Genomic DNA, 21,236 nt, shown 5'->3' with positions numbered 1-21,236 from the left:
GACCAGGAACGAGCCGGTCAGTCGGACCGGCCGCTTGAGGCGTCTTGCAGGGGTTTGATTAACCCCTGCAAACCTTCCATTTTGATGACCATCGTCAGTTGCAGCAGCTCGCCTAAACGTCCTTCGGGAAAGATCTCTTTACGCGCGAACCACAGCAGATACTCCTCCGGCAGATCGATCAAAGCCCGGCCTTTGTATTTACCAAACGGCATGATCGTGTTGGCGATAGCCAGCAGGTCGGCCTTTTCCATCGCTATTGCTCCAGCAGGCGCATCATTTCCGCCTCGTCAATCACCGGAATGCCCAACGACTGCGCCTTAGTCAGTTTCGATCCCGCCGCTTCGCCCGCGATCACCATATCGGTCTTTTTCGATACGCTGCCGCTGACCTTCGCGCCGAGCGCCGTCAGGCGATCTTTCGCCTCGTCGCGGGACAACACGCTCAACGACCCCGTCAACACCAGCGTTTTGCCTGCGAATGGGCTGGAAGATTCGTCCGCATTGACGATGACCGGCTCGGGCCAGTGGATGCCAATCTCGTCGATAAGCTCCCGGATCACCTGCTGGTTGTGCTCCTCATCCAGGAAGTTGCGCACGCGCGTCGCCACGACAACCCCGACGTCCTGCACCTGCTGCAACGTGTCCAGATCCGCATCAGACAGCGCCTGCGGCGTCAGGAAATGCGCGGCAAGACTCGCTGCGGTGGCCTCGCCGACGTCCCGGATGCCCAACGCATAGAGGAAGCGGGCAAAAGTGGTCGACTTGGCTTTCTCCAGCGCGTTCACCAGATTCTGCGCCGACTTCGGCCCCATGCGATCCAGCCCGGAGAGAATGCCCGTCGTCAAGCGGAACAGGTCGGCAGGCGTATGCACGTACTCTTTTTCCACCAGTTGGTCGATGATCTTGTCGCCCATACCGTCAACGTCCATCGCCCGGCGGGAGACAAAGTGTTTCAGCGCTTCTTTACGCTGGGCGCCGCAGAACAGGCCGCCGGTGCAGCGTGTCACGGCTTCGCCTTCCACCCGCTCGACGTCGGAACCGCAGACCGGACACTGTTCAGGGAAAACGATAGGCTGCGTTTCCTGCGGACGTTCCGTCAACACGACGCTGACAATTTGCGGGATGACGTCTCCGGCGCGGCGCACCGTCACGCGGTCACCGATACGAATGCCGAGACGGTCGATCTCATCGGCGTTGTGCAGCGTCGCATTGCTGACCATCACCCCAGCCACCGCCACCGGCTCCAGCCGCGCGACCGGCGTTATCGCCCCGGTGCGGCCGACCTGGAACTCCACGTCCCGCAGCCAGGTCAGTTGCTCCTGTGCCGGGAACTTGTAGGCCACCGCCCAGCGAGGCGCGCGGGCCACGAAGCCGAGACGCGCTTGCAGCGCGAGATCGTCTACCTTGATCACCACGCCGTCGATATCGAATCCCAGACCGCTGCGCGTCTCTTCCACCTGACGATAGAAGTCCAGCACGGCGTCGCTGCCGGTGCAGCGGCGAATGCGGTCGCTGACCGGCAGCCCCCAGGACTTGAAGCGTTGCAGCCGCTCCCAATGGGAGTCCGGCAGCTCGCCGTCTTCCACCAGCCCGACGCCGTAGCAGAAAAAGGTCAGCGGACGTTTCGCCGTAATGCGCGGGTCCAGCTGGCGAAGCGAACCGGCGGCGGCGTTGCGCGGATTAGCGAAAACCTTGCCGCCGGTGCGGCGCGCTTCCTCGTTCAGCGCCTCAAAGCCGCCGTGCGTCATAAAGACTTCGCCGCGCACTTCCAGCCGACGCGGGATATCGCCGCCGCTCAGCCGCAGCGGGATCGCGCCGATGGTACGAATGTTCGAAGTGATGTTCTCCCCCGTCGTCCCGTCGCCGCGGGTGGCGGCACGCACCAGTACGCCCTCTTCATACAACAGGCTGACCGCCAAACCGTCCAGTTTCAGTTCACAGCAGAACGGCAGATCGTCCTCATGTTTCAGGCGGTCGTTGATACGTTTGCAGAACGCCAGGAAGCTCTCTTCGTCGAACACGTTGTCCAGCGACAACATCGGCACTTCATGCCGCACAGACTCGAACGCCGCCAGCGGCTCCGCACCCACACGCTGCGTGGGCGAGTCCGGCGTGACGAGCGCCGGATGTTCCTGCTCCAGCGCTTTCAGCTCACGCATCAGACGGTCGTATTCCGCATCGGGAATTTCCGGCGCATCCTCCACGTGATACTTGCGCTCGTGATAACGAAGCTGGGTGCGCAGCGTTTTAAGGCGTGCTTCAACAGACTGTGAATTCAATGGAGTAAACCCTTTCTCTGACATAACGACAGCGATCAGTGGCTGGCCTTGATGGTATTAATGATGTTGGTGGTCGAACAGCCGTCCTCAAAGTTCAGCACTTTGACTTCGCCGCCGTTGTCCCAGACTTCTTTACTGCCTGCGATCGCTTCCGGCTTGTAGTCGCCGCCCTTCACCAGAATATCCGGCAGGATTTCGGCAATCAGACGCTGCGGGGTGTCCTCTTCGAACGGCACCACCCAGTCGACGGCTTCAAGCGCGCCCAGCACGATCATACGCTGCATCAGCGGATTGACCGGACGCGTAGGACCTTTGAGACGTTGAGTCGACGCATCGCTGTTCACGGCCACAATCAGACGATCACCCAGCTTGCGGGCATTCGCCAGATAAGACACATGGCCGGCATGCAGAATGTCGAAGCAGCCGTTGGTCATCACGATGCGCTCGCCGCGCTGACGCGCCTGCGCGACCGCCGCTTTCAGCTGCGCTTCGTCCATCGCGCCGAACCCGGTTTCCGCGCGACCGCGAATCGCGTTTTCCAGCTCGATCGGCGTGACGGTGGAGGTGCCCAGTTTGCCGACCACGACGCCTGCGGCGGCATTGGCCAGGAAGCAGGCTTCTTCCAGCGGGTTACCGGCGGCCAGGGCGGCGGCCAGCACGCCGATGACCGTATCGCCCGCGCCGGTCACGTCATACACTTCCTGCGCCTGCGTCGGCAGATGCAGCGGCGTTTTCCCCGGCTGCAACAGGGTCATACCCTGCTCTGAACGCGTCACCAGCAGCGCAGACAGATCCAGATCCGCCATCAGTTGCATGCCGCGTGCGACCAGATCGTCTTCGTCACGGCAGCGGCCTGCCACGGCTTCGAATTCCGACAGGTTCGGCGTCAACAGCGTGGCGCCGCGATAGCGGGCGAAGTCCGTGCCCTTCGGGTCAATCAGCACCGGCACGCCGGCTGCTTTCGCCGTCTGAATCATGCTTTGCACGTGGACCAGCGCGCCTTTGGCGTAGTCCGACAGCACCAGTGCACCGATTTTCGGCAGCATCTGCTGAATTCGCTCGATCATCGGCTCCGGGTCGACGTTGTCGAACCCTTCCTCAAAGTCCAGGCGGATCAGTTGCTGGTTGCGCGAGAGCACCCGCAGTTTGGTAATCGTCGGGTGCGTCGCCACGGAGACGAAATCACACTGCACATTGACTTCGTTCAGTTTAGCATTCAGCGCCCGGGCCGCATCATCGATGCCGGTCAGGCCGACCAGACGCGAACCGGCACCCAGCGCCGCGATATTCATCGCCACGTTTGCCGCGCCGCCCGGACGCTCCTCGATGGTATCGACCTTGACCACCGGCACCGGCGCTTCCGGCGAAATGCGGCTGGTCGGACCATACCAGTAACGGTCGAGCATGACATCGCCCACCACCAGGACACCGGCTTGACGAAAATCAGGTAGCGTAACTTTCATTCCCTGCTCCAAAAAGGGTTCATTTTAACGCGCGCTATACTACCACAGCTCGCCCGACGGCACGGCCACCGCGGGGGAAATCCACGGCGTCGTCGCCCATTTTGCGAACAACCTCTCAGCCCAGCCAGTTTTGCCAACTGCGTTCCACCTGCTCGCGCTCTGCGCTGAAGAGCGCTTGGCTCACGCGCCCGGAGCATTCCTGCAAGGCCAGACGATGCAGCTCGTCGCGCAGCGTGACGTAAGCCCGCGTCAACGCGTTGGCCTCGTCTTCCTCCATCACGCCGTGCTGGGCCATCATCTCCAGAATGCGCACATTGTCTGACCAGCGCGTTAACGTCGGCTGCGCGTGCGCATAGCGCAGAACCAGATACTGCACGATAAATTCAATGTCGATAATGCCGCCGGCATCCGTCTTCAGGTTGAAAGCGTCCGGATCTCGTCTGGACTGATGACGCCGCATCTTCTCCCGCATCTCCCGCACCTCGGCACGCAACGCTTCGCCGTCGCGCTCCCGGCAAAGAACATGTCGGCGGGTCGCCTCGAACTGTTGCTGGACGTCGGTTTCGCCGTACACCATTCGGGCGCGAACCAACGCCTGATGTTCCCAGGTCCAGGCATCGTAGCGCTGATAGTCGTCGAACGCCCCAACCGTGCTGACCAACATGCCCGCTGCGCCGGACGGCCGCAGCCGCGCGTCCACCTCGTACAAGATCCCAGACGCAGTGCGCGTGCTGAACAGATGCATGACGCGCTGCGCCAGCCGCAGATAGAACTGGTGACCGTCGATGCTGCGGTCGCCGTCGGTCATCACGTTCGCCGGGCAGTCGTGCAAAAAGACCAGATCGAGATCGGAGCCATAACCCAGCTCCCAGCCGCCCAGCTTGCCGTAGCCTATCACGGCGAACCCGCGCCCTTCCTGCTGTTGCAGGTGCGACGGCTGGCCATAACGCGCCACCATACTCTGCCAGGCCTGTTGCACCACGGCGGCGATAATAGCCTCGGCCAGATAGGTTAGATGGTCGCTGACTTTCATGATCGGCAGTGCGCCCGCGATATCTCCGGCGGCGATCCTCAGCTGCTGCGTCAGCTTGAATTGGCGCAACACCTCCAACTGTTGCTCTTCGTCGTCTTCCGGCACCCGCATCAAATACTGGCGCAGTTCATTCGCATAGGCATGTTGCGCCGTCGGCTGATAAAGCGTAGCAGGGTCAAGCAGCTCATCCAGCAGCAGCGGATAACGCGCCAACTGGCTGGCCAGCATCGGCGAGGCCGCGCACAGGCGGATGAGATGTTTCAGCGCCGGACGTGATTCGAGCAGCAGCTCCAGATAGGTCGTTCGCGTGACGATGCCGATGAGCAGCGGCGTGATGCGCGAGACGATGACATCGGCCAGCTCCTGCTGACAGGCCTCCGCCAGCAGCGCAGGCATCAGTTGGTCCAGCACGTCCCGGCCTCGCGGACCGATGGTGCGGCGGGACAGTTCGGCGCGGAAGTCCTGTAGCTGGCGTAACAGGTTCGTCCGGTTCTCTTCCGGCAGATGCGGGGTCAGCGACGCCAGTTCGGCATCGTCCAACCCGTCCTGCCACAGGCTGCGGAAGTGTTCGTGGGCCGGGTCATCGCTGCCGTCGGGGGCGTCATCCCCAATCAGTTCATTGAAGACGTCGCGCACCGCCTGCGTGTGCCGCGTCAACGCTTCGCACAGCGACGGCCAGCTATCGCAGGCCATGCCCCAGGACAGGCGGGCCTGATTGAGCGGGTCCTCCGGCAATGTCTGCGTCTGTTCGTCTGCGATGGCCTGCAACAGGTTTTCGAGCCGACGCAGGAACAGGTAGGCTTCCCGCAGCCGCGACGTTTGTTCCGCAGGCAGCACGCCCAGTTCACCCAGTTGTTGCAGCGCAGGCAGCAGCGCTCGCGATTGCAACTGTGGCTCGCGTCCCCCGCGAATCAGCTGGAACACCTGAGTGATGAACTCCACTTCCCGGATACCGCCGGGGCCGAGTTTGATGTTATTGCGCAGATCCCGACGGCGCACTTCGCGCGCGATCATGTTTTTCATGTTGCGCAGGGACTGAATAACGCTGAAGTCCATGTAGCGCCGGAACACGAACGGACGCAGCAGTTGATTCAGCTCCTGACGATACGCCGCATCCGCTTCGCCGAGTGGACGCGCTTTTACCATCGCGTAACGTTCCCAGTCGCGCCCCTGCTCTTGGTAGTAATCTTCCAGCGCGGTGAAACTCAGCACCAGCGGGCCGCTGTCTCCGAACGGCCTCAGGCGCATATCCACCCGGTAGACGAAGCCGTCTTCGGTGATGTGGTCGAGCACTTTGATGAGCCGCTGGCCAAGCCGGGTAAAGAACTGGGCGTTGTCCAGCTCCCGCCGTCCGCCGCGCGTAATTCCGCTTTCCGGATAGGCGAAAATCAGGTCGATGTCCGAGGAAAAATTAAGCTCCCGCCCCCCCAGTTTGCCCATGCCGAGCACCAGCAGCGGCTGCGCGTCTCCCTGTAGATTGCAGGGTGTTCCCCACTCACGACAGCAGGCGGCGTAGAGCCAGTCGCGGGCCGCGATGACGGCCACTTCCGCCAGCTCGCTGAGCTGCCGCAGCGTCTCCTCCGTGCTGCAAGTACCCAGCGCCTGCGCAAAGGCGATGCGCACCAGCGTGCGACGCCGAAATATGCGTAACGCGGTCATCAGCGCGGCGTCGTCACGCACCTCGCTCAGCGCCCGTCGCAGCGCGTCCGCATAGCCTTGCCATTCGCCGGGCGCGGGCGGCGATTGCCTGATGTCGTGCAGCCAGTCGGGGTAGCGCGCCAGCGCCTCGCCGATGAAATCGCTCATCGCAACCGCCGCTTGTTCCTGCGCCGACAAGGCCGTCAGCGCAGGCGAAGAAGACCAGCGGGACAACGCCTGCTGGGCCTGAGAGAGTAACGACGCGGGTAATGGGAAACGGGGCGCAGGCGTGCTGCTCATCAACCTATCCTCACACCGCCGCCTGCTCCGACGACAGGCGGCTGGGTTCAATACATCATGATTGTCCGCTGTTCAGCCAGAAAGGCGGACGCGCCATCGCCTGCTTGCGGGTTTCATCCAATGCCGCGGGCGCCGGTTGATGGACGTTAAGCTTCGCGATTTGCTGCGCCAGCTCGCGCCAGACGCGAACATAATCGCCCGCGTCTTCCTCCGGATAGAAACCGCCCAGCAGCATAAAGGCGCTCAACCCACGTTCCAGACGCGGCAGTTGCTGTTCGTAATGCAGCGACGTCAGCGAATGCGCAAACACGGACTTCAGCTCCGCCAAACTCCGGCTCAGCATGATATCGGCGAAGCGTTTATAGGAACTCTGCAAACGCATGCGTTCACGGTTGTCCATATAGCGGCGCCAGCCCGCTTCCAGCAGCCAGGTCGTCAATACCAGCTTACTTTTCAGGTAATCCTTATCGAAGCAGATCGTTTCCGCATCGAGATCCGTTAAAACCTTCGCTTCCAGAGCCGTCAAGGCGCCGCGAAATTCGGACGTGACTTTGCGCAGCACCACGCCGCCGACCAGCACCAGCATTTCACGCAGCAGCGTTCCCGCCTCCAGCATGTTGTCGCGCGCGGCCTGGTCGCCCCGCACCCACAGCTCTTCGTGATATTGCCAGTGCGTCAGCCCGAACTCCAGGCCCGCCTCGATACCCTCATCGAGCGTCATTTTGTCTTTGACCGGCATGAACGTCAGCGCGTGTCTTTCGCGCGGCGGGTTGCCTTTAGCCAGCTGATAGCCCCGGGCCGCTTTACTCAAATAGCCCTGTCGCAGTCCGCCCACGTCGGAAAGCTCGTCGGCGAATTCCAGCAGGTCGCTACGCTGTCCGACCTTCAGCTCCAACTCCAGCTCGCAAATCGGCTCCTGCAAATTGCCGGCCACCACCTCGCCGCGGTCGAGCACCATCTCGATGACGCTTTGGTGATGAGACACCACCCAGACTTCACGACGGAAATCGGTGCTGAACAACGGCGTTAACTCCGCCGCCAGCGCATCAAGGTCGCAGTCCTCCGGCCAGATAGCGTCCGGCAACAGGCGAATGTCCAGTTGTGGTCCCGCCAGTTCGACATTGTATTCCGGGTGCTGATGCAGGCCGCCGACCACCTTGCCCGCCGTTTTGGCGGTCATTTCGTAGCGGCCGTTTTCCCCACGGATACGCAGCCCAATCCCATGCTGACGCAGATAGCCGGCTGGCGTTTCGTAATAGATGTTGGCCAACTGATGGGCATGTAAATGCTTGCTGTGGCTGTAGTCGCTCTTCCACTGATTCAGCTGCGTTTGCAGGGCTGGCACTGTGTCGGGATGGACAATAAATTTCAGTTCGATCTCTTCACTCATAATCATTATCTATACCGGATGCTGCGGGAATCTCGTCAGTAAATAACATTTTACGCTACCTTGCCACCGTTGCCATCTCCGCGTCGCCAGACGTGCGGCCACCGCCCTCATCAGTTATCCTGCGTCTTCGGCTACAAACAAGAGTAAGACAGTTCCCATTTAGGTTTGTCACCCTCGTCGTCAGACTTATCCGACGAATATTTCACATTCATTCACGCAACCTGATGATCTTATGCAGAAATTACGCTTTATTATTGCCAGCCTCGTTGGCCTCGCCGTCACCTTCGGCGCCCATGCGGAAGAAAAACGCTACATCTCCGATGAACTTATCACCTACATCCACAGCGGACCGGGCAACCAATACCGTATTGTCGGCACGCTGAAAGCCGGTGAAGAAGTCTCCGTCGTGGAAGTCAACGACGGGGCGGGCTATGCCCAGATTCGCGACGGCAAAGGCCGCGCCAGCTGGATCCCGCTCGATCAACTGAGCCAGACGCCCAGCCTGCGCACCCGCGTGCCGGATCTGGAGAATCAGGTAAAAGTCCTGACCGACAAGCTAACCAATATCGACCAGAGCTGGAACCAGCGTACCGCCGATATGCAGCAGAAAGTCGCCGCCAGCGATAATGTGATCACCGGGCTGCAGCGCGAAAATCAGGATCTGAAAAATCAACTGGTCGTCGCGCAGAAGAAGGTCAGTGCCGCCAACGTGCAGCTGGATGACAAACAGCGCACGCTGATCCTACAGTGGTTCATGTACGGCGGCGGCGTGGCTGGCGCAGGTTTGCTGCTGGGGCTGGTATTACCGCATCTGATCCCGCGTCGTAAGAAAAACGATCGCTGGATGGGCTAACTCGTTGCCCGTCGTCAAACCCGACACTGAACATCAATAAAGGTTATAGTGAGCCATAGTCATTGAGAAACCGTAGATGCAGGAGTTGGGTTTGAAGATTTATCTTGTGGGTGGCGCCGTGCGCGATGGTTTATTGCACCAGCCCGTCACCGAGCGCGACTGGGTGGTGGTCGGCGCCACGCCCGAAGCACTGTTGAAACTCGGCTATCAGCAGGTCGGCAGGGATTTCCCCGTCTTCCTGCACCCCACCAGCCGTGAAGAGTACGCCCTGGCCCGAACGGAACGTAAATCCGGGCAGGGTTATACCGGATTTGTCTGCAATGCCAGTCCGAACGTGACGCTGGAAGACGATCTCCTGCGCCGCGATCTAACCATCAATGCCATCGCGCAAGACGAAGACGGCAGCCTGATCGATCCTTACGGAGGCCAGCGCGATCTCGCATCAAAACAGCTGCGTCACGTTTCCAACGCGTTCGGCGAAGATCCGCTGCGAGTATTGCGCGTCGCGCGATTCGCCGCCCGCTACGCTCATCTCGGCTTTACGATTGCGCCGGAAACGCTGGCGTTGATGCGTCAGATGGTCGACAGCGGCGAACTCAACAGCCTGACGCCGGAACGCGTGTGGAAAGAGACTGAAAAGGCGTTGGGTTCGAACTCGCCGCAGGTCTATTTCGAACGGCTGCGGGACTGCGGCGCATTACAGGTGCTATTCCCCGAAATCGATAGTCTGTTCGGCGTCCCCGCGCCGGCGCAATGGCACCCTGAAATCGACACCGGCATTCATGTCATGATGACGCTGGCCATCGCGGCGCAGCTCAGTCCGGAGATCGGCGTGCGGTTCGCCTCGCTGTGCCACGACGTCGGCAAAGGCCTGACGCCGCCGTCGCTGTGGCCGCGTCACCACGGACACGGTCCGGCGGGCATCAAGCTGATTGAAGCAATGTGTCGGCGCCTGCGGATCCCTAATCAGATACGCGATTTGGCGAAGCTGGTGGCGGAGTACCACGATCTGCTGCATACCGCGCCTATCCTGCAACCCAAGACGCTCCTGAAGCTGTTCGACGGCATTGACGTCTGGCGAAAACCCCATCGACTGGATCAGCTGATCCTGACCAGCGAGGCCGACGCGCGCGGGCGAACCGGCTTTGAGAACAAGCCTTATCCGCAGGGCGACTATCTGCGCGAAGCCTTCAAGGTCGCCAGCAGCGTGACCAGCGCGCAGGTCGTGGCCGACGGATTCCGCAACGTGGCGATCCGCGACGAACTGCATTGGCGTCGCCGCCATGCGTTACAGCACTGGAAAGATAGCCAGCAGAACGCTGGCTAAAAAACGGCCTTTCCCTTATGCGCTGCCGCAGGGGAAAAGCCGTTTTAGCACTACAGTCAAAACCACCTTTTATGGGGGAAGGCCCCCGCCTTGTTACATGAAGATCACATACACCGCCGCGCCGACAATGAAGCGGTAAATGGCGAAAGGCACGAACGACATCCGTTTGATCACCGCCAGGAACGTTTTAATCGCGATCATCGCGACCACGAATGCGGTGGTGAAGCCGATGGCGAACATCGGCAGCGCGGACAAGCTCATCAGATGCCAGTTCTTATACAAATCCAGCCCGCTGGCCCCCAGCATCATCGGCACCGCCAGGATGAAGGAAAACTCGGATGCCGCAAAGCGGCTCACGCCCGTCAACATCCCGCCGGAGATCGTCGCGCCGGAACGGGAAAATCCCGGCCACAGCGCCAGACACTGAAAGCACCCGATGTAGAACGCCTGACGATAGGTAATATCATCCAGTCCTTCCGCCTGCGGGGTTTTAGGACGCCATTTCTCGGCAATCAGCAGCAAAATACCGCCGGCGATCAGCGCCCATGCCACCATCTGCGGGTTGAACAGCGTTTTGATGGCGTCGTGGAACAACATCCCCAGCACCACCGCCGGCCCCATGCCCAACAAGATATGCACCAGCGTCAAACGTCCGGTGGGCTTGATGCCCTCATGGGGCTGGCGACCGAAATGGATGCCAATCAGGCCGAACATGCGCCGCCAGAATACGACCACCACCGCCAGGATGGACCCCAACTGAATCACCACCTCAAAGGTGTTCGACAGATCGTTCTCAAATCCCAACCAATGACCGACAAGGATCATATGCCCGGTCGAGGAGACCGGTAAAAACTCCGTCAGCCCCTCGACGATCCCAAGGATAAATGCCACCAGCAACGTGTATGAATCTGTCATTACCTGTTCAGCTCCATCAAACCGTAACCATAAAAAAGCGGCCTCGCTGCACGCGAGCCGCTGCATATGAAACGACATTAAAATAATGAGATTACAGGTTGATGACCTTAGGAAGGGTCTCTAATCATGACATACCGGAATTATCTCATTCCCCGTTCAATCACCACGCCGACCGCACGAGCCTGAGCGACCGCACCCGGTTTGCTGACTTTAAGACGCATCCACGGTATCCCGAATCGTTTCATCAGCATTTGGACCACGTCTTCCGCCACGCGTTCAACCAGCGCGAACCGCCGCGTGGAGACCAGCGCGATCACCGCCTCGCTGACGTCCGCATAACTTAGGCAATCTTTGACGTCGTCACTGGCGGCGGCGGCGCGATTGTCCCATCCCATTTCAATATCGAACACCAGTTTCTGCTGGATCGTCTGCTCCCAGTCGTAAACGCCGATCGTGGTAATCACGCTAAGCGCTTCGATAAATACGATATCCATTACCTACCCCTTGTTTTTGCAGCTGCCGGATACCACTTCCGGCCGAATATGCGTATTATCCTTGGATGCTAATATTAAAACGACCTTTATTAGACGGACGCAGACTATGAGTGCTACCGCGCTGGGAATAATTATCCTCGCGTATCTGTGCGGCTCGATTTCCAGTGCGATTCTGGTCTGTAGGATCGCCGGATTGCCGGACCCACGCGAAAGCGGCTCGGGAAACCCGGGGGCCACCAACGTGTTACGCGTCGGCGGCAAAGGGGCCGCGGTCGCCGTGCTGGTTTTCGACATCCTGAAGGGCATGTTGCCTGTTTGGGGTGCTTATGAGCTGGGCGTCGCGCCCTTTTATCTCGGTTTGATCGCCATCGCCGCCTGTCTGGGCCACATTTATCCCCTGTTCTTTCGTTTTCATGGCGGTAAAGGAGTGGCAACGGCATTCGGCGCCATCGCACCTATCGGCTGGGACTTAACGGGGTTAATGACGGGCACGTGGCTGTTGACCGTGCTGCTGAGCGGGTATTCGTCGCTGGGCGCTATCGTGAGTGCGCTGATTGCACCGTTTTACGTCTGGTGGTTTAAACCACAGTTAACCTTCCCTGTCGCCATGCTGTCCTGCCTGATTCTGGTCCGCCACCACAACAATATTCAGCGTTTGTGGCGCGGTCAGGAGACCAAAATCTGGAAAAAGCGACGCCGGAACGCCTCTTCATCCTCCTCCGGGCGGAAATAACCCGCATCGCTTGATTCACGACGCCGCTGATATGCAGCGCCGCGTTACTCCCGTTTAGCTGCGGCCAATCGCGACCAACGGTTCATTGTCCAACTTGAACAGCGCCATACTGGTCGCCAGTTCAATCGCCTGTTCTTCCAGCGAACGCGTCGCCGATGCCGATTCCTCAACCAACGAGGCATTCTGCTGCGCCACGCTGTCCATTTGCGACACGGCGGTATTGACCTGATCGATACCGTTGCTCTGCTCGCGGGTCGCGGTGGAGATCTCGCCCATCAGCGTCGTCACCTGTACCACGGCGGACGAAACGTCCTGCATGGTTTCACCGGCGACCTGCGCGATTTCCGTGCCTTCACGTACCTGTATCTGCGAATCTTCCAGCAGCGTTTTGATCTCTTTAGCCGACTGCGCGCTGCGCTGGGCCAGACTGCGGACCTCGCTGGCAACCACGGCGAAACCGCGTCCCTGTTCGCCTGCACGCGCCGCCTCAACCGCCGCGTTCAGCGCCAGAATGTTGGTCTGGAAAGCGATGCCGTCGATCATGGCCAGGATATCCGCCACGCTCGCCGTACTTTGGGAAATCAGCTCCATTTTTTCCAGCATCCGACGCACGGCATCGCTGCCCTTATCGGCGATATCAGCCACGTTTTGCGACAGTTGATACGCCTGATCGGCGCTTTCTGCATTCAGTTTCACCGTAGAGGATAGCTGCTCCATGCTGGCGGCAGTCTGTTCCAATGACGCCGCAGACTCCTCGGTACGCGCCGCCAGATTGATGTTGCCGGCGGACAACTCTCGCGTGCCGACTTCAATCTGACTCCCCGCATCACGAACTCGCCCGACGGCGGTTGCCAGCGCGTCCTGCATCGTCTTCATCGCCTGAATCAGACGGCCGATTTCGTTCTTGCCGCCGTCTTCAATATGCTGGGACAAGTCGCCGCCAGCGATGACTTCCAACTGATGGACGGAACGATCCAGCGGCTTTAGGATCAGGCGTTTGATCACGACCCAAGCCACGCCGGACAGCAGCAGCGTCAGCACGCAGGAAAGGCCGATAATCGATAACCGGCTTAACGCCAGCTCTTCGGCCTCGGTCAGCAGATTATCGCCCACCATGATAGCGAAGACACGGAAGTCGTTGATGGCTTTATCCATAGCCATGCTATAGGGCACGACGACGTCTTGTGTGATTTTATAGAACTCGGCGGTATCGCCCTTTTTCAACGCTTCCATCATCGGGGCGATGCCCAGATTGCGGTAGCTTTCATAGCTGGTTTTGATTTGATCGGCCAGAATCGCGCCTTTGGCGGTTACCGTGCCATACGCCAGAAACTCGTCCATATCTTTGCGAGAACGCTCCAGATAATTTTCAACGCGAGACAGCGTTTCTTTCGCGCGGGCAACATTGCCCTCATCCAACTGCCGCGCGGCCTGATAGGCGGTGGTGCGGGCTCGCAGCGTCGCCGTATAGCTCGCCGCCAGCGTCCCCAGTTCCTTCCCCTGTATTTTATCGATCGAGCTTAACGACGCGTTTCCCTGACTGATGGCGTTGGCGCCAATACCGCTGACCAGAAGCAGCAGCAGTACCATGACGCTCAACAATACAATCAGGCTCGACTTCACCATGATATTTTTCAACATCCAAAATCCCTCTTAACTTAATAGAAAAGCCATAAAAATAGATAAATCTCATTAAATAAGCCCCTTTCTTATCGGATCATCATCCTTACTCTTCAGTTAAATTAATTATTATATTGGTTATGGTTAGCTTGCTAGCAACCGCTTCCATAATGTAAGCCCCCCGGCTGAAGCAGCCCTGGCCCTGCGGCACGCCGAACCTGCGACCTCACGGCTAAAAACCGCGACTTTCACGGCGAGTTGGCTATAATGACCGCCACTCCATTTCTGGTTTAGAAGAGAAGGAAACCGACATGAGCTTGAATACGGTGCCGGCAGGCAAATCGCTTCCGGAAGATATTTATGTAGTCATCGAAATTCCCGCGAATTCCGATCCCATCAAATATGAAGTAGACAAAGAAAGCGGCGCGTTGTTTGTCGACCGCTTTATGTCTACCGCGATGTTCTATCCGTGCAACTACGGTTACATCAACCACACTCTGTCGCTGGACGGCGATCCGGTCGATGTATTGGTTCCAACCCCGTTCCCGCTGCAGCCGGGCTCTGTGATCCGTTGCCGCCCGGTCGGCGTACTGAAAATGACCGACGAATCCGGTGAAGATGCCAAAGTGGTTGCCGTACCACACAGCAAACTGAGCAAAGAGTACGAACACATTCAGGATGTGAACGACCTGCCTGAACTGCTGCGCGCGCAGATTGGCCATTTCTTTGAGCACTACAAGGATCTGGAAAAAGGCAAATGGGTGAAAGTGGAAGGCTGGGACAACGCTGAAGCCGCTAAAGCAGAAATCGTTGCCTCTTTCGAGCGCGCCAAAAACAAGTAATCCAGACGGTTACAGTGCCGCGGAAGACGTTCCCGGCAGTGCTCGACCTGACCCTGCAAGAGGCTGAGGCTTAACGGCTCAGCCTCTTGTCGTTTCCGACACCCACTGGTCTCTCTCAATCCCTCGCGTGGTAAAATTCGCAGGCCGTTGTCTGCGCGCCTTTCTACGGCAAGAAAGGAATATATCCCTGGCGACAGGCATAAAAAAACACCGCAACGCGCGGTGTTTTTTATTTTGAAGCAGACTGAAAAACGATTGACCCGGCTTTAACTCTTACTCCGGCATCGCGTATCGGGGCAGCCGTGAGGACGATAAAAGGCGGTTACGCTTCTTCGTCGCGTTTAGACCAGTCGCCGCTACTGATGCGCCGCAAACCGGCCACGGAGCGCTGATAAAGATAGATCCAGGCGCTGCCGTAGGGGGTAAATATCAGCTTGCGCTTATATTCGCCGCCGTCTCGTTTTAAAGCATCCAATTCGGTCAGGATGGCGGAACTAATGCGATAGACTTCGCCGTAGACCGCCCCCTCACCCGCCACTGCCGCCGGATAGTGACCCAAATCATACAGCTCATAGCCTTCAAGCTGGTGGTCGCCTAGCCATTGCGCATGGGTCATCCAATGACTATTTCCCTGTTTGCGTCGTAAACTGCCATAGACAATAATTCGCATCGCTAAAACTCGAACTGATAGAGCACATCTAATGCCTGACTGACGCCAGACACCGCCTCCAGATATAGTTTTGGCATTAAACGATAACGCAGCGTTAACGTTGCCAGTGAATCAAATATACCCACGCCATATTTGACTTGCAGGCCCGGCGCAACGTAACCGCTGACGACGACTTGTGAATTATCGCCAGCGCCCTGTGTATCCAGAGCTAAATTGCTTACGCCGAAAGCCTCGCCGATTTTACCCACAACTTGTCCGGTCTGCGCAACCCCCAGGCCGATCAATGCTGAAGTCATCATTGAGCTATCGGTCCCGCTGCTGTCCAGCCCCTGACCGCGCAACAGATAAGATAACGCTTCCTGCTGCGACAAGGCCGGATCGGAGAACACCTCCAGCTTAGGCGCCGAGGCGGAACCCGTGACGCGGATCCCCACGGTGACATCGTCTTCCGTGTTGTCAGGGTTACGGATAGCCTCGATATTCAGCATCGGCTGTCCCGGCGGTCCCGCAAATAACAGCTGACCTTTACGAACCTGTAGATCCTGACCATACGCCTTGAATCGTCCGCTGGGAATATTGATTTGGCCATTAAGCCCCAAACCACGTTCGTCCTGCGCCACTTTCAGATCGCCCGCCAGATTGGCTTTCAGGCCATAGGCATCCAGTTTGACGTCATCTCCAATATGGATGGTCAGGTTACTGTTGATCGGGATCGAGGTCGATTTCTGCTGCGTCGGTTTCCCCTCCTCATTCAGCATCACCTCATCCGACGAGACGCCGACCGAACTGGCCGGCAGGTCATGCACGACGATGCGCGCCCAGGGAATATTCACCGACCCGTTCAGCGCCAGCAGCTGCGGCGTGGCGTCGAAAACAATATCGGGCGATACGTCCAGACGCACCATCGGCGGCACCGTCACTCGCATACGATCGCCTTTCGCCGCCACGCGCGCACGCCAGGCATCCGGCTGCGACCAGTCGGCGCCCCCGGCCAGGTTGACCTGCCCCTGGGTGGTTTTGAGGAACCCTTGCAGCGTGGAGGACATTCCATTGAAGTACACCGCAAGCCGGCCATTTTTCAGATCGACCGGCATCCAGTTACCGTCGATATCCAGTTTTTCCAGCACCATCTGACCAAAGATCTGCGGACGTTCGAGGTTGCCGCCCAACCGCAGATTGGCGTTCAGAATACCGGCGGCCTTCTCGCCCTGCTGCAATGCCGGGTTGAGCATATCCAGCGACAGCGTATCAATGGTGACCGTTCCGCTCAGGTTACGACGCAGCTGCGGATCGCTAATCAGCACGTCGCCGTTCAGACGACCATTGCCGCGAATCGCCATCCTCCAGCCGATTTTAGCCTGACCGCGGTCAAGACCGGCATTCAGCGTGAGCGTATCGAATACCACCGGCAGCGCGCCGCCCTGCATCTGTTGACGCACGCTCACACCGTCGCCGTTCAGCGTGACCTTGGCCTGCGGCAGTCCGCCGCTTGCCTGCCAGCTCACGTCGGCATCGCCGGAGAACCGCCCGGTCAGCACGGTGTCTTCACTCAGGAAAGGCTCGAGCATCGCCAGATCGAAGCGATTAAGCCGCACGCTGGCCTGTCCGCTGGGGCCAGCCTGGATCGGCTTCGGCACACACACTTCGGCATGCGGATTCACCCAGCAGTGGGCGCCGACGGTGATTTTCTGCGCCGCCGCCAGATAGTCCAGCGACATCGCCTGAGTCAGGCGCCACTCTCCCACCGGCGTATCGAAACGGGTATTGTTCAACGTGCCGAACCAGCGCTCCTGAGCACGGTCGAAGCTGCCGTTCAGCGCAAGCTGGCCGGAAACCGGCTCGCCTTGCACGGTAAGCTGAAGCTGATGTTTGGTTTCGTTGCCGCCCGCTTCCAGATCAACCGAGCTGACCTTCAGCGAACCCTGCGTGAGCTGGGCCACCTTAAGCGCTAGCGTCCCCTGAATCTGGCGATCTGAACGGACGTCGCCTTTCAGGTCGATACGCTGAATCCGGAGATCCTGCCAGCGCAGCGAAGAGGCCGTTAAGTCGGCGCGAACCTCGGGCGCATCCCGACGTCCGTCCAGATGAAGATTGCCGAGGATGCGTCCGCCCAAACCGGGCAACATCCCATTCAGCGCCGGCGCGTTGATATCGGCCAGCAGTTGCCAGCGTTCGTCTAGTGTTCCTTTGACGTTGATCTGGTTGCGGCCCAGCGCCAGATTAAGCCCGGGCACATTCCACTGTCCCGCCGCATTACCGCTCAGGGAACCGTTGGCCGTCAGCGTGTTCTGGCGGATGCTGCCGTCAAGTTGCAGTTGGGGCACCTGCAGCTTCCAGTCGCGGCCGGACACCACCTGCCCGTTGGCCTTGATGCTGCCGTTGAGGCGCACCGGCCAGTCCGGCCACTGTCGCCCCGTATTGATACGGCTGAGGGTCAGCGCGCTGCTCCAGTTGACGGCATCGCGCCAGTCGACTTTGGCGGTGATATCGCCGTAGCCCTCGAACGCATCCAGCCGGAGGTGCGCCAGCTCGAACTGTTGTAGATCGCCCTTTCCTTCAACCCGCAGCGAGGCGGGCGGAACGGCGCTACCGCGGATATCGCCCTTAGCGTTGAGCGCATAGTCCGTGGCTTTACCGCCGAAATTCACCTGCAGGTTATTCACCTGATACTGCGCGGTGCCGGTCACCGGCCAACGCAGCTGGGAACTTTGCAGTTTCAGCGTCAGAGGCAGGCCCGTCTCGGCCAGCGCCGCGTCGATATTCAGCTGCGCGCGCTGCGGACCGGACAAATTCACCGCCAGCTTCAGCTGCTGTCGCAACGCGCCGTCGACGGTGAGCTTCAGGCGTTCCCCCTTCAACGGGTCAATGTTCAGCGCGCCGTTGGCGTTAAAGGTCACCGGCCAGTCGCCGTTGAGGGTGGCCGCGCCGTTGGCGAACAGCGATCCCTGCGGGGAGTGTACGCTGAACCGCTGTAGGGTCATCGCCTGATTGCGCGTAGACGCCTGCAGTTGCAGACGGTTGATCGTCACGTCCTGATCGCCGGTGACACGCAACTGCTCACCGATAATATCGGCAATGGTGACGTCCAGCGGCAGAGTGATGGCAGGCATGTCGCTCAGCAGCGGCTTGGCGAACATCGCCTGCAACCGTTCGCCTAACGGCGGCTCGTCGGGCGCTTTTTCCGTCGCCGCGTCTTTGACGTCCTTATCCTGAGAGGATTTGGTCACCTGCGGCAGCGTCTGCGCGACGTCTCCCGCCGTCACTTCGTCTTTGACGCCCCGTCCCGCCGGGGTTTTAGGCAGCGCGACCAGCAAGGAGACGATACGGGTCGGTTGCAGCGTCAGCGACCGTCCTTGCCAAAGCATACCGGTCTGAAACTCCGCCAGCGACATGGCGATATCGTCCACCGTCACGCGGGTGTTTTGCAGGCTGAAATGTTGCAGGTCCAGCGTTACCGGCGTGGAGATCTCCGTGGTCGGCTTGCTGGCGGCCGTCGTCTCCTGAGAGGCGGGCGGCATGGCCTTCGTGTCCACCACCACGTCCAGCCCCTGTAACGACAGGTCGTTGATGCACAGCTTGCTGTGCCACAGACAGCTCGGAGTCAAAGCCAGATGCAGGCGGGTCGCCTTCACCGTCACGCCCGGCATCTGATAGCTGAAGTCCTGTAACGTCAGGTCGCGCCAGCCGCCGTCCACCTTACCGATGGCCAACCCCGGCACCCAGCGCGTGGCCGAGTTCAGCATAAAATGCAGCCCTGACGTCGTCGTCACTAACAACGTCAGCGCCACCAGCAGCATGAGTACCACGGCAATGAGGCCGATCCCGATTTTTTTCAACTGACTCATAATTCAGGCCCCAAACCGATGTAGAACTGTAAACCGTGTTTCTCCGGATCGCCGATAGGCCGTGCGATGTCCAGCTTGATGGGCCCGACCGGGGACGCCCAACGCACGCCGACCCCCGCCCCGGTTTTGAAGTTGCTTTGTTTGAAGTCATTAACCGCTTCGCCGCTGTCGATGAACGCCGCGCCCCACCATTTGCCGGTAATGTTGTATTGATATTCGAGCGAGCCCGTCGCCAGCCGGGAGGCCCCGGTCAGCTTGTCGTCGCTATCACGGGGAGAGATGGATTTGTATTTGTAGCCGCGAATGCTGCGATCGCCCCCGGCAAAGAAACGCAGCGACGGCGGCACGCGGGAGAAGCTGCCGGTTTCAATCCAGCCCAGGTTGCCGCGCGCGACGAACCGATGTTTTTCGGCCAGCGTGCGGATCCAGACGTTCTGCGCCTGCCAGACGGTGAAATCGATATCGGATCCCCAGGCGGTATTGGATACGTCGATGGAATAGCTTTGCGAGTCTCCCCACGTCGGCATCAAACCGCCCCGCTGACGGGTACGGTTCACGTTGAAGCCGGGATAGAGCAGCATCGTCGTGTCGGTCACCGACCCCTGAGTAAAGTGATCCAGACTCCAGCGCAGGTTGACCGAACGCTGCCAACCGCTCGAATGGTTCCAATAGCGGGCCACATTCAGGGTCGAGGAGTCGGCTTTGGTGTCGTTGAGATCTTCGCGCTTGAAGCCGCCCTGCAACAGGTAGTATTGCTCCAGCGGGCTTTTCAGCAGCGGGATCTTATAGCTCAGATCCAACTGCTGTTCCGGGGCCGAGACGCTCAGGCTGCTTTGCAGACTATGTCCGCGGTCGTTGACCCAGGGCTTGTTCCAGGTGGTTTTCAGTCTCGGCCCGACGTCCGTCGCGTACCCGACCCCGGTTTCCACCGTGTTGTGCGTCCGCGGTGACAGCACCGCTTCCATCGGCAGCGCTTTATTTTTGTTTTCTCTGCCGCGTTGCAGGTCGGGGGAAACCACCACGGAGTTAAACCATCCGGTGGCTGACAGCCGGCGGTTGAATTCGCCCAGTTGTTCAGAGGTGTAGTCGTCGCCTTCATGGAAAGGCAGCAGTGCGCGGACGTATTCTTCGCGGATCTGCGATCCTTTGATGCTCAGCGCGCCGAAGCGATAGCGATCGCCGCTGTCATAGTCGATATCCCAGAAGGCCTGACGGGCCGAGTCCATCACCCCCAACTGACTTTTGAGGAAGTGCGCGTCGAAGTAGCCCTTGCTGACGGCAAGCGTGTTCAGGTCGCTTTTAAAAGCATCATAATCGCCGTGATTGAGGACGGTGCCCAGCGCAGGCGTTTTCTCTTTCTTCAGCTTCAGGAAGTCCTCGTCGTTGCGGGCATGCCCTTCAATATCGACGTCCACACCGGCGATTTTCACAGGTTCTCCCGGCGATACTTTGACCATCAGCACCGGGCGGCCGCCGTTGACGGCGGGTAACAACTGAAAGTCGATCTCAGGATCGTAGTAACCCAGCGCCCGCAAACCTTGTCGGATTGCCGTGTTGACGCGGGAACGAAAACGTCCGTCGGCGCTGACTTCATCGGCGGTAATGGTAGAGAGCTGCGCCCGCACATTCTTTTGCAGGTCGCCCGTCAGTCCCGTTACCTGCAGACGGACATTGGAAGCGGCGCCGGCAGACGCACTCGCCAGCAGTAATCCGCACACACCTATCGCTCGGCACAGGCGGATGCCGCCGGTGCGGTAAGACTTCCTCTTTAATGTAAAAATCGCCACTGCGCTCCCTGAAAACCCAATAGAATTAAATTGTTTCTCTTTAGCCAT

The 21,236-nt window shown here is 59.4% G+C and carries 15 protein-coding genes; 4 read left to right on the top strand and 11 right to left on the bottom strand.

All coding sequences use genetic code 11. The features are described 5' to 3' along the window. Window positions 1–17: 17 nt before the first annotated feature. From I6N93_RS02980 to I6N93_RS02960, 5 genes are all read right to left on the bottom strand, one after another. Window positions 18–251, bottom strand: coding sequence for a DUF3820 family protein (locus I6N93_RS02980; RefSeq protein WP_085686226.1), 234 nt, complete (start codon window positions 249–251; stop codon window positions 18–20). A 2-nt stretch (window positions 252–253) separates the two neighbouring features. Continuing rightward, window positions 254–2,302: an NAD-dependent DNA ligase LigA gene (gene ligA, locus I6N93_RS02975; protein WP_085686228.1), complete on the bottom strand. Its 2,049-nt coding sequence runs from the start codon at window positions 2,300–2,302 to the stop codon at window positions 254–256. 11 nt (window positions 2,303–2,313) lie between these two features. Further along, on the bottom strand, window positions 2,314–3,741 hold the full coding sequence (gene hldE, locus I6N93_RS02970) for a bifunctional D-glycero-beta-D-manno-heptose-7-phosphate kinase/D-glycero-beta-D-manno-heptose 1-phosphate adenylyltransferase HldE (protein WP_085686229.1): 1,428 nt from the start codon (window positions 3,739–3,741) through the stop codon (window positions 2,314–2,316). A 115-nt stretch (window positions 3,742–3,856) separates the two neighbouring features. Continuing rightward, entirely contained in the window at window positions 3,857–6,712 is a 2,856-nt protein-coding gene (gene glnE / locus I6N93_RS02965) for a bifunctional [glutamate--ammonia ligase]-adenylyl-L-tyrosine phosphorylase/[glutamate--ammonia-ligase] adenylyltransferase (protein ID WP_085686231.1), read from the bottom strand. A 55-nt stretch (window positions 6,713–6,767) separates the two neighbouring features. Then, a complete protein-coding gene (locus I6N93_RS02960; protein WP_085686330.1) occupies window positions 6,768–8,102 on the bottom strand; it encodes a CYTH domain-containing protein in 1,335 nt (444 codons plus the stop codon). Window positions 8,103–8,334: 232 nt separating this feature from the next. Here I6N93_RS02960 and I6N93_RS02955 point away from each other — a divergent pair, with 232 nt between their 5' ends. Further along, on the top strand, window positions 8,335–8,955 hold the full coding sequence (locus tag I6N93_RS02955) for a TIGR04211 family SH3 domain-containing protein (RefSeq protein ID WP_085686233.1): 621 nt from the start codon (window positions 8,335–8,337) through the stop codon (window positions 8,953–8,955). Window positions 8,956–9,046: 91 nt separating this feature from the next. Next, window positions 9,047–10,282: a multifunctional CCA addition/repair protein gene (locus I6N93_RS02950; protein ID WP_085686332.1), complete on the top strand. Its 1,236-nt coding sequence runs from the start codon at window positions 9,047–9,049 to the stop codon at window positions 10,280–10,282. Window positions 10,283–10,375: 93 nt separating this feature from the next. On the opposite strand, the gene bacA is transcribed toward I6N93_RS02950, so the two are convergent. Continuing rightward, window positions 10,376–11,197 (bottom strand): undecaprenyl-diphosphate phosphatase, encoded by an 822-nt coding sequence (gene bacA, locus I6N93_RS02945; protein WP_085686235.1) that lies wholly within the window; start codon window positions 11,195–11,197, stop codon window positions 10,376–10,378. Window positions 11,198–11,337: 140 nt separating this feature from the next. Further along, window positions 11,338–11,691, bottom strand: a complete 354-nt coding sequence (gene folB, locus I6N93_RS02940) for a bifunctional dihydroneopterin aldolase/7,8-dihydroneopterin epimerase (protein ID WP_085686237.1) — start codon at window positions 11,689–11,691, stop codon at window positions 11,338–11,340. A 106-nt stretch (window positions 11,692–11,797) separates the two neighbouring features. Here folB and plsY point away from each other — a divergent pair, with 106 nt between their 5' ends. Beyond that, window positions 11,798–12,424 (top strand): glycerol-3-phosphate 1-O-acyltransferase PlsY, encoded by a 627-nt coding sequence (plsY, locus tag I6N93_RS02935; protein ID WP_112149892.1) that lies wholly within the window; start codon window positions 11,798–11,800, stop codon window positions 12,422–12,424. Between the two features lie 54 nt (window positions 12,425–12,478). On the opposite strand, the gene I6N93_RS02930 is transcribed toward plsY, so the two are convergent. Further along, the gene (locus I6N93_RS02930; protein WP_085686239.1) at window positions 12,479–14,065 is read right to left on the bottom strand and encodes a methyl-accepting chemotaxis protein; all 1,587 of its coding nucleotides are present in this window, start codon (window positions 14,063–14,065) and stop codon (window positions 12,479–12,481) included. Window positions 14,066–14,355: 290 nt separating this feature from the next. On the opposite strand from I6N93_RS02930, the gene ppa reads away from it, so the two are divergent. Beyond that, complete coding sequence (ppa, locus tag I6N93_RS02925) at window positions 14,356–14,886, top strand: inorganic diphosphatase (protein WP_085651143.1); 531 nt, start codon at window positions 14,356–14,358, stop codon at window positions 14,884–14,886. Window positions 14,887–15,208: 322 nt separating this feature from the next. Here the strand turns inward: ppa and I6N93_RS02920 are convergent, their stop codons facing one another. The 3 genes from I6N93_RS02920 to tamA are packed head-to-tail and all read right to left on the bottom strand — an operon-like array spanning window position 15,209 to window position 21,137. Further along, window positions 15,209–15,556 (bottom strand): gamma-glutamylcyclotransferase family protein, encoded by a 348-nt coding sequence (locus tag I6N93_RS02920; RefSeq protein ID WP_085686241.1) that lies wholly within the window; start codon window positions 15,554–15,556, stop codon window positions 15,209–15,211. Between the two features lie 2 nt (window positions 15,557–15,558). After that, on the bottom strand, window positions 15,559–19,401 hold the full coding sequence (gene tamB, locus I6N93_RS02915; protein ID WP_085686243.1) for an autotransporter assembly complex protein TamB: 3,843 nt from the start codon (window positions 19,399–19,401) through the stop codon (window positions 15,559–15,561). Continuing rightward, window positions 19,398–21,137 (bottom strand): autotransporter assembly complex protein TamA, encoded by a 1,740-nt coding sequence (gene tamA, locus I6N93_RS02910; RefSeq protein ID WP_232100141.1) that lies wholly within the window; start codon window positions 21,135–21,137, stop codon window positions 19,398–19,400. Before tamA ends, tamB begins: the two co-directional genes overlap by 4 nt. Window positions 21,138–21,236 lie beyond the last annotated feature (99 nt).

It is taken from the genome of Lonsdalea populi (assembly GCF_015999465.1).
In the GTDB taxonomy this organism is placed as follows: Bacteria; Pseudomonadota; Gammaproteobacteria; order Enterobacterales; family Enterobacteriaceae; genus Lonsdalea; species Lonsdalea populi.
This window is presented reverse-complemented; position numbering and strand designations above follow the sequence as displayed.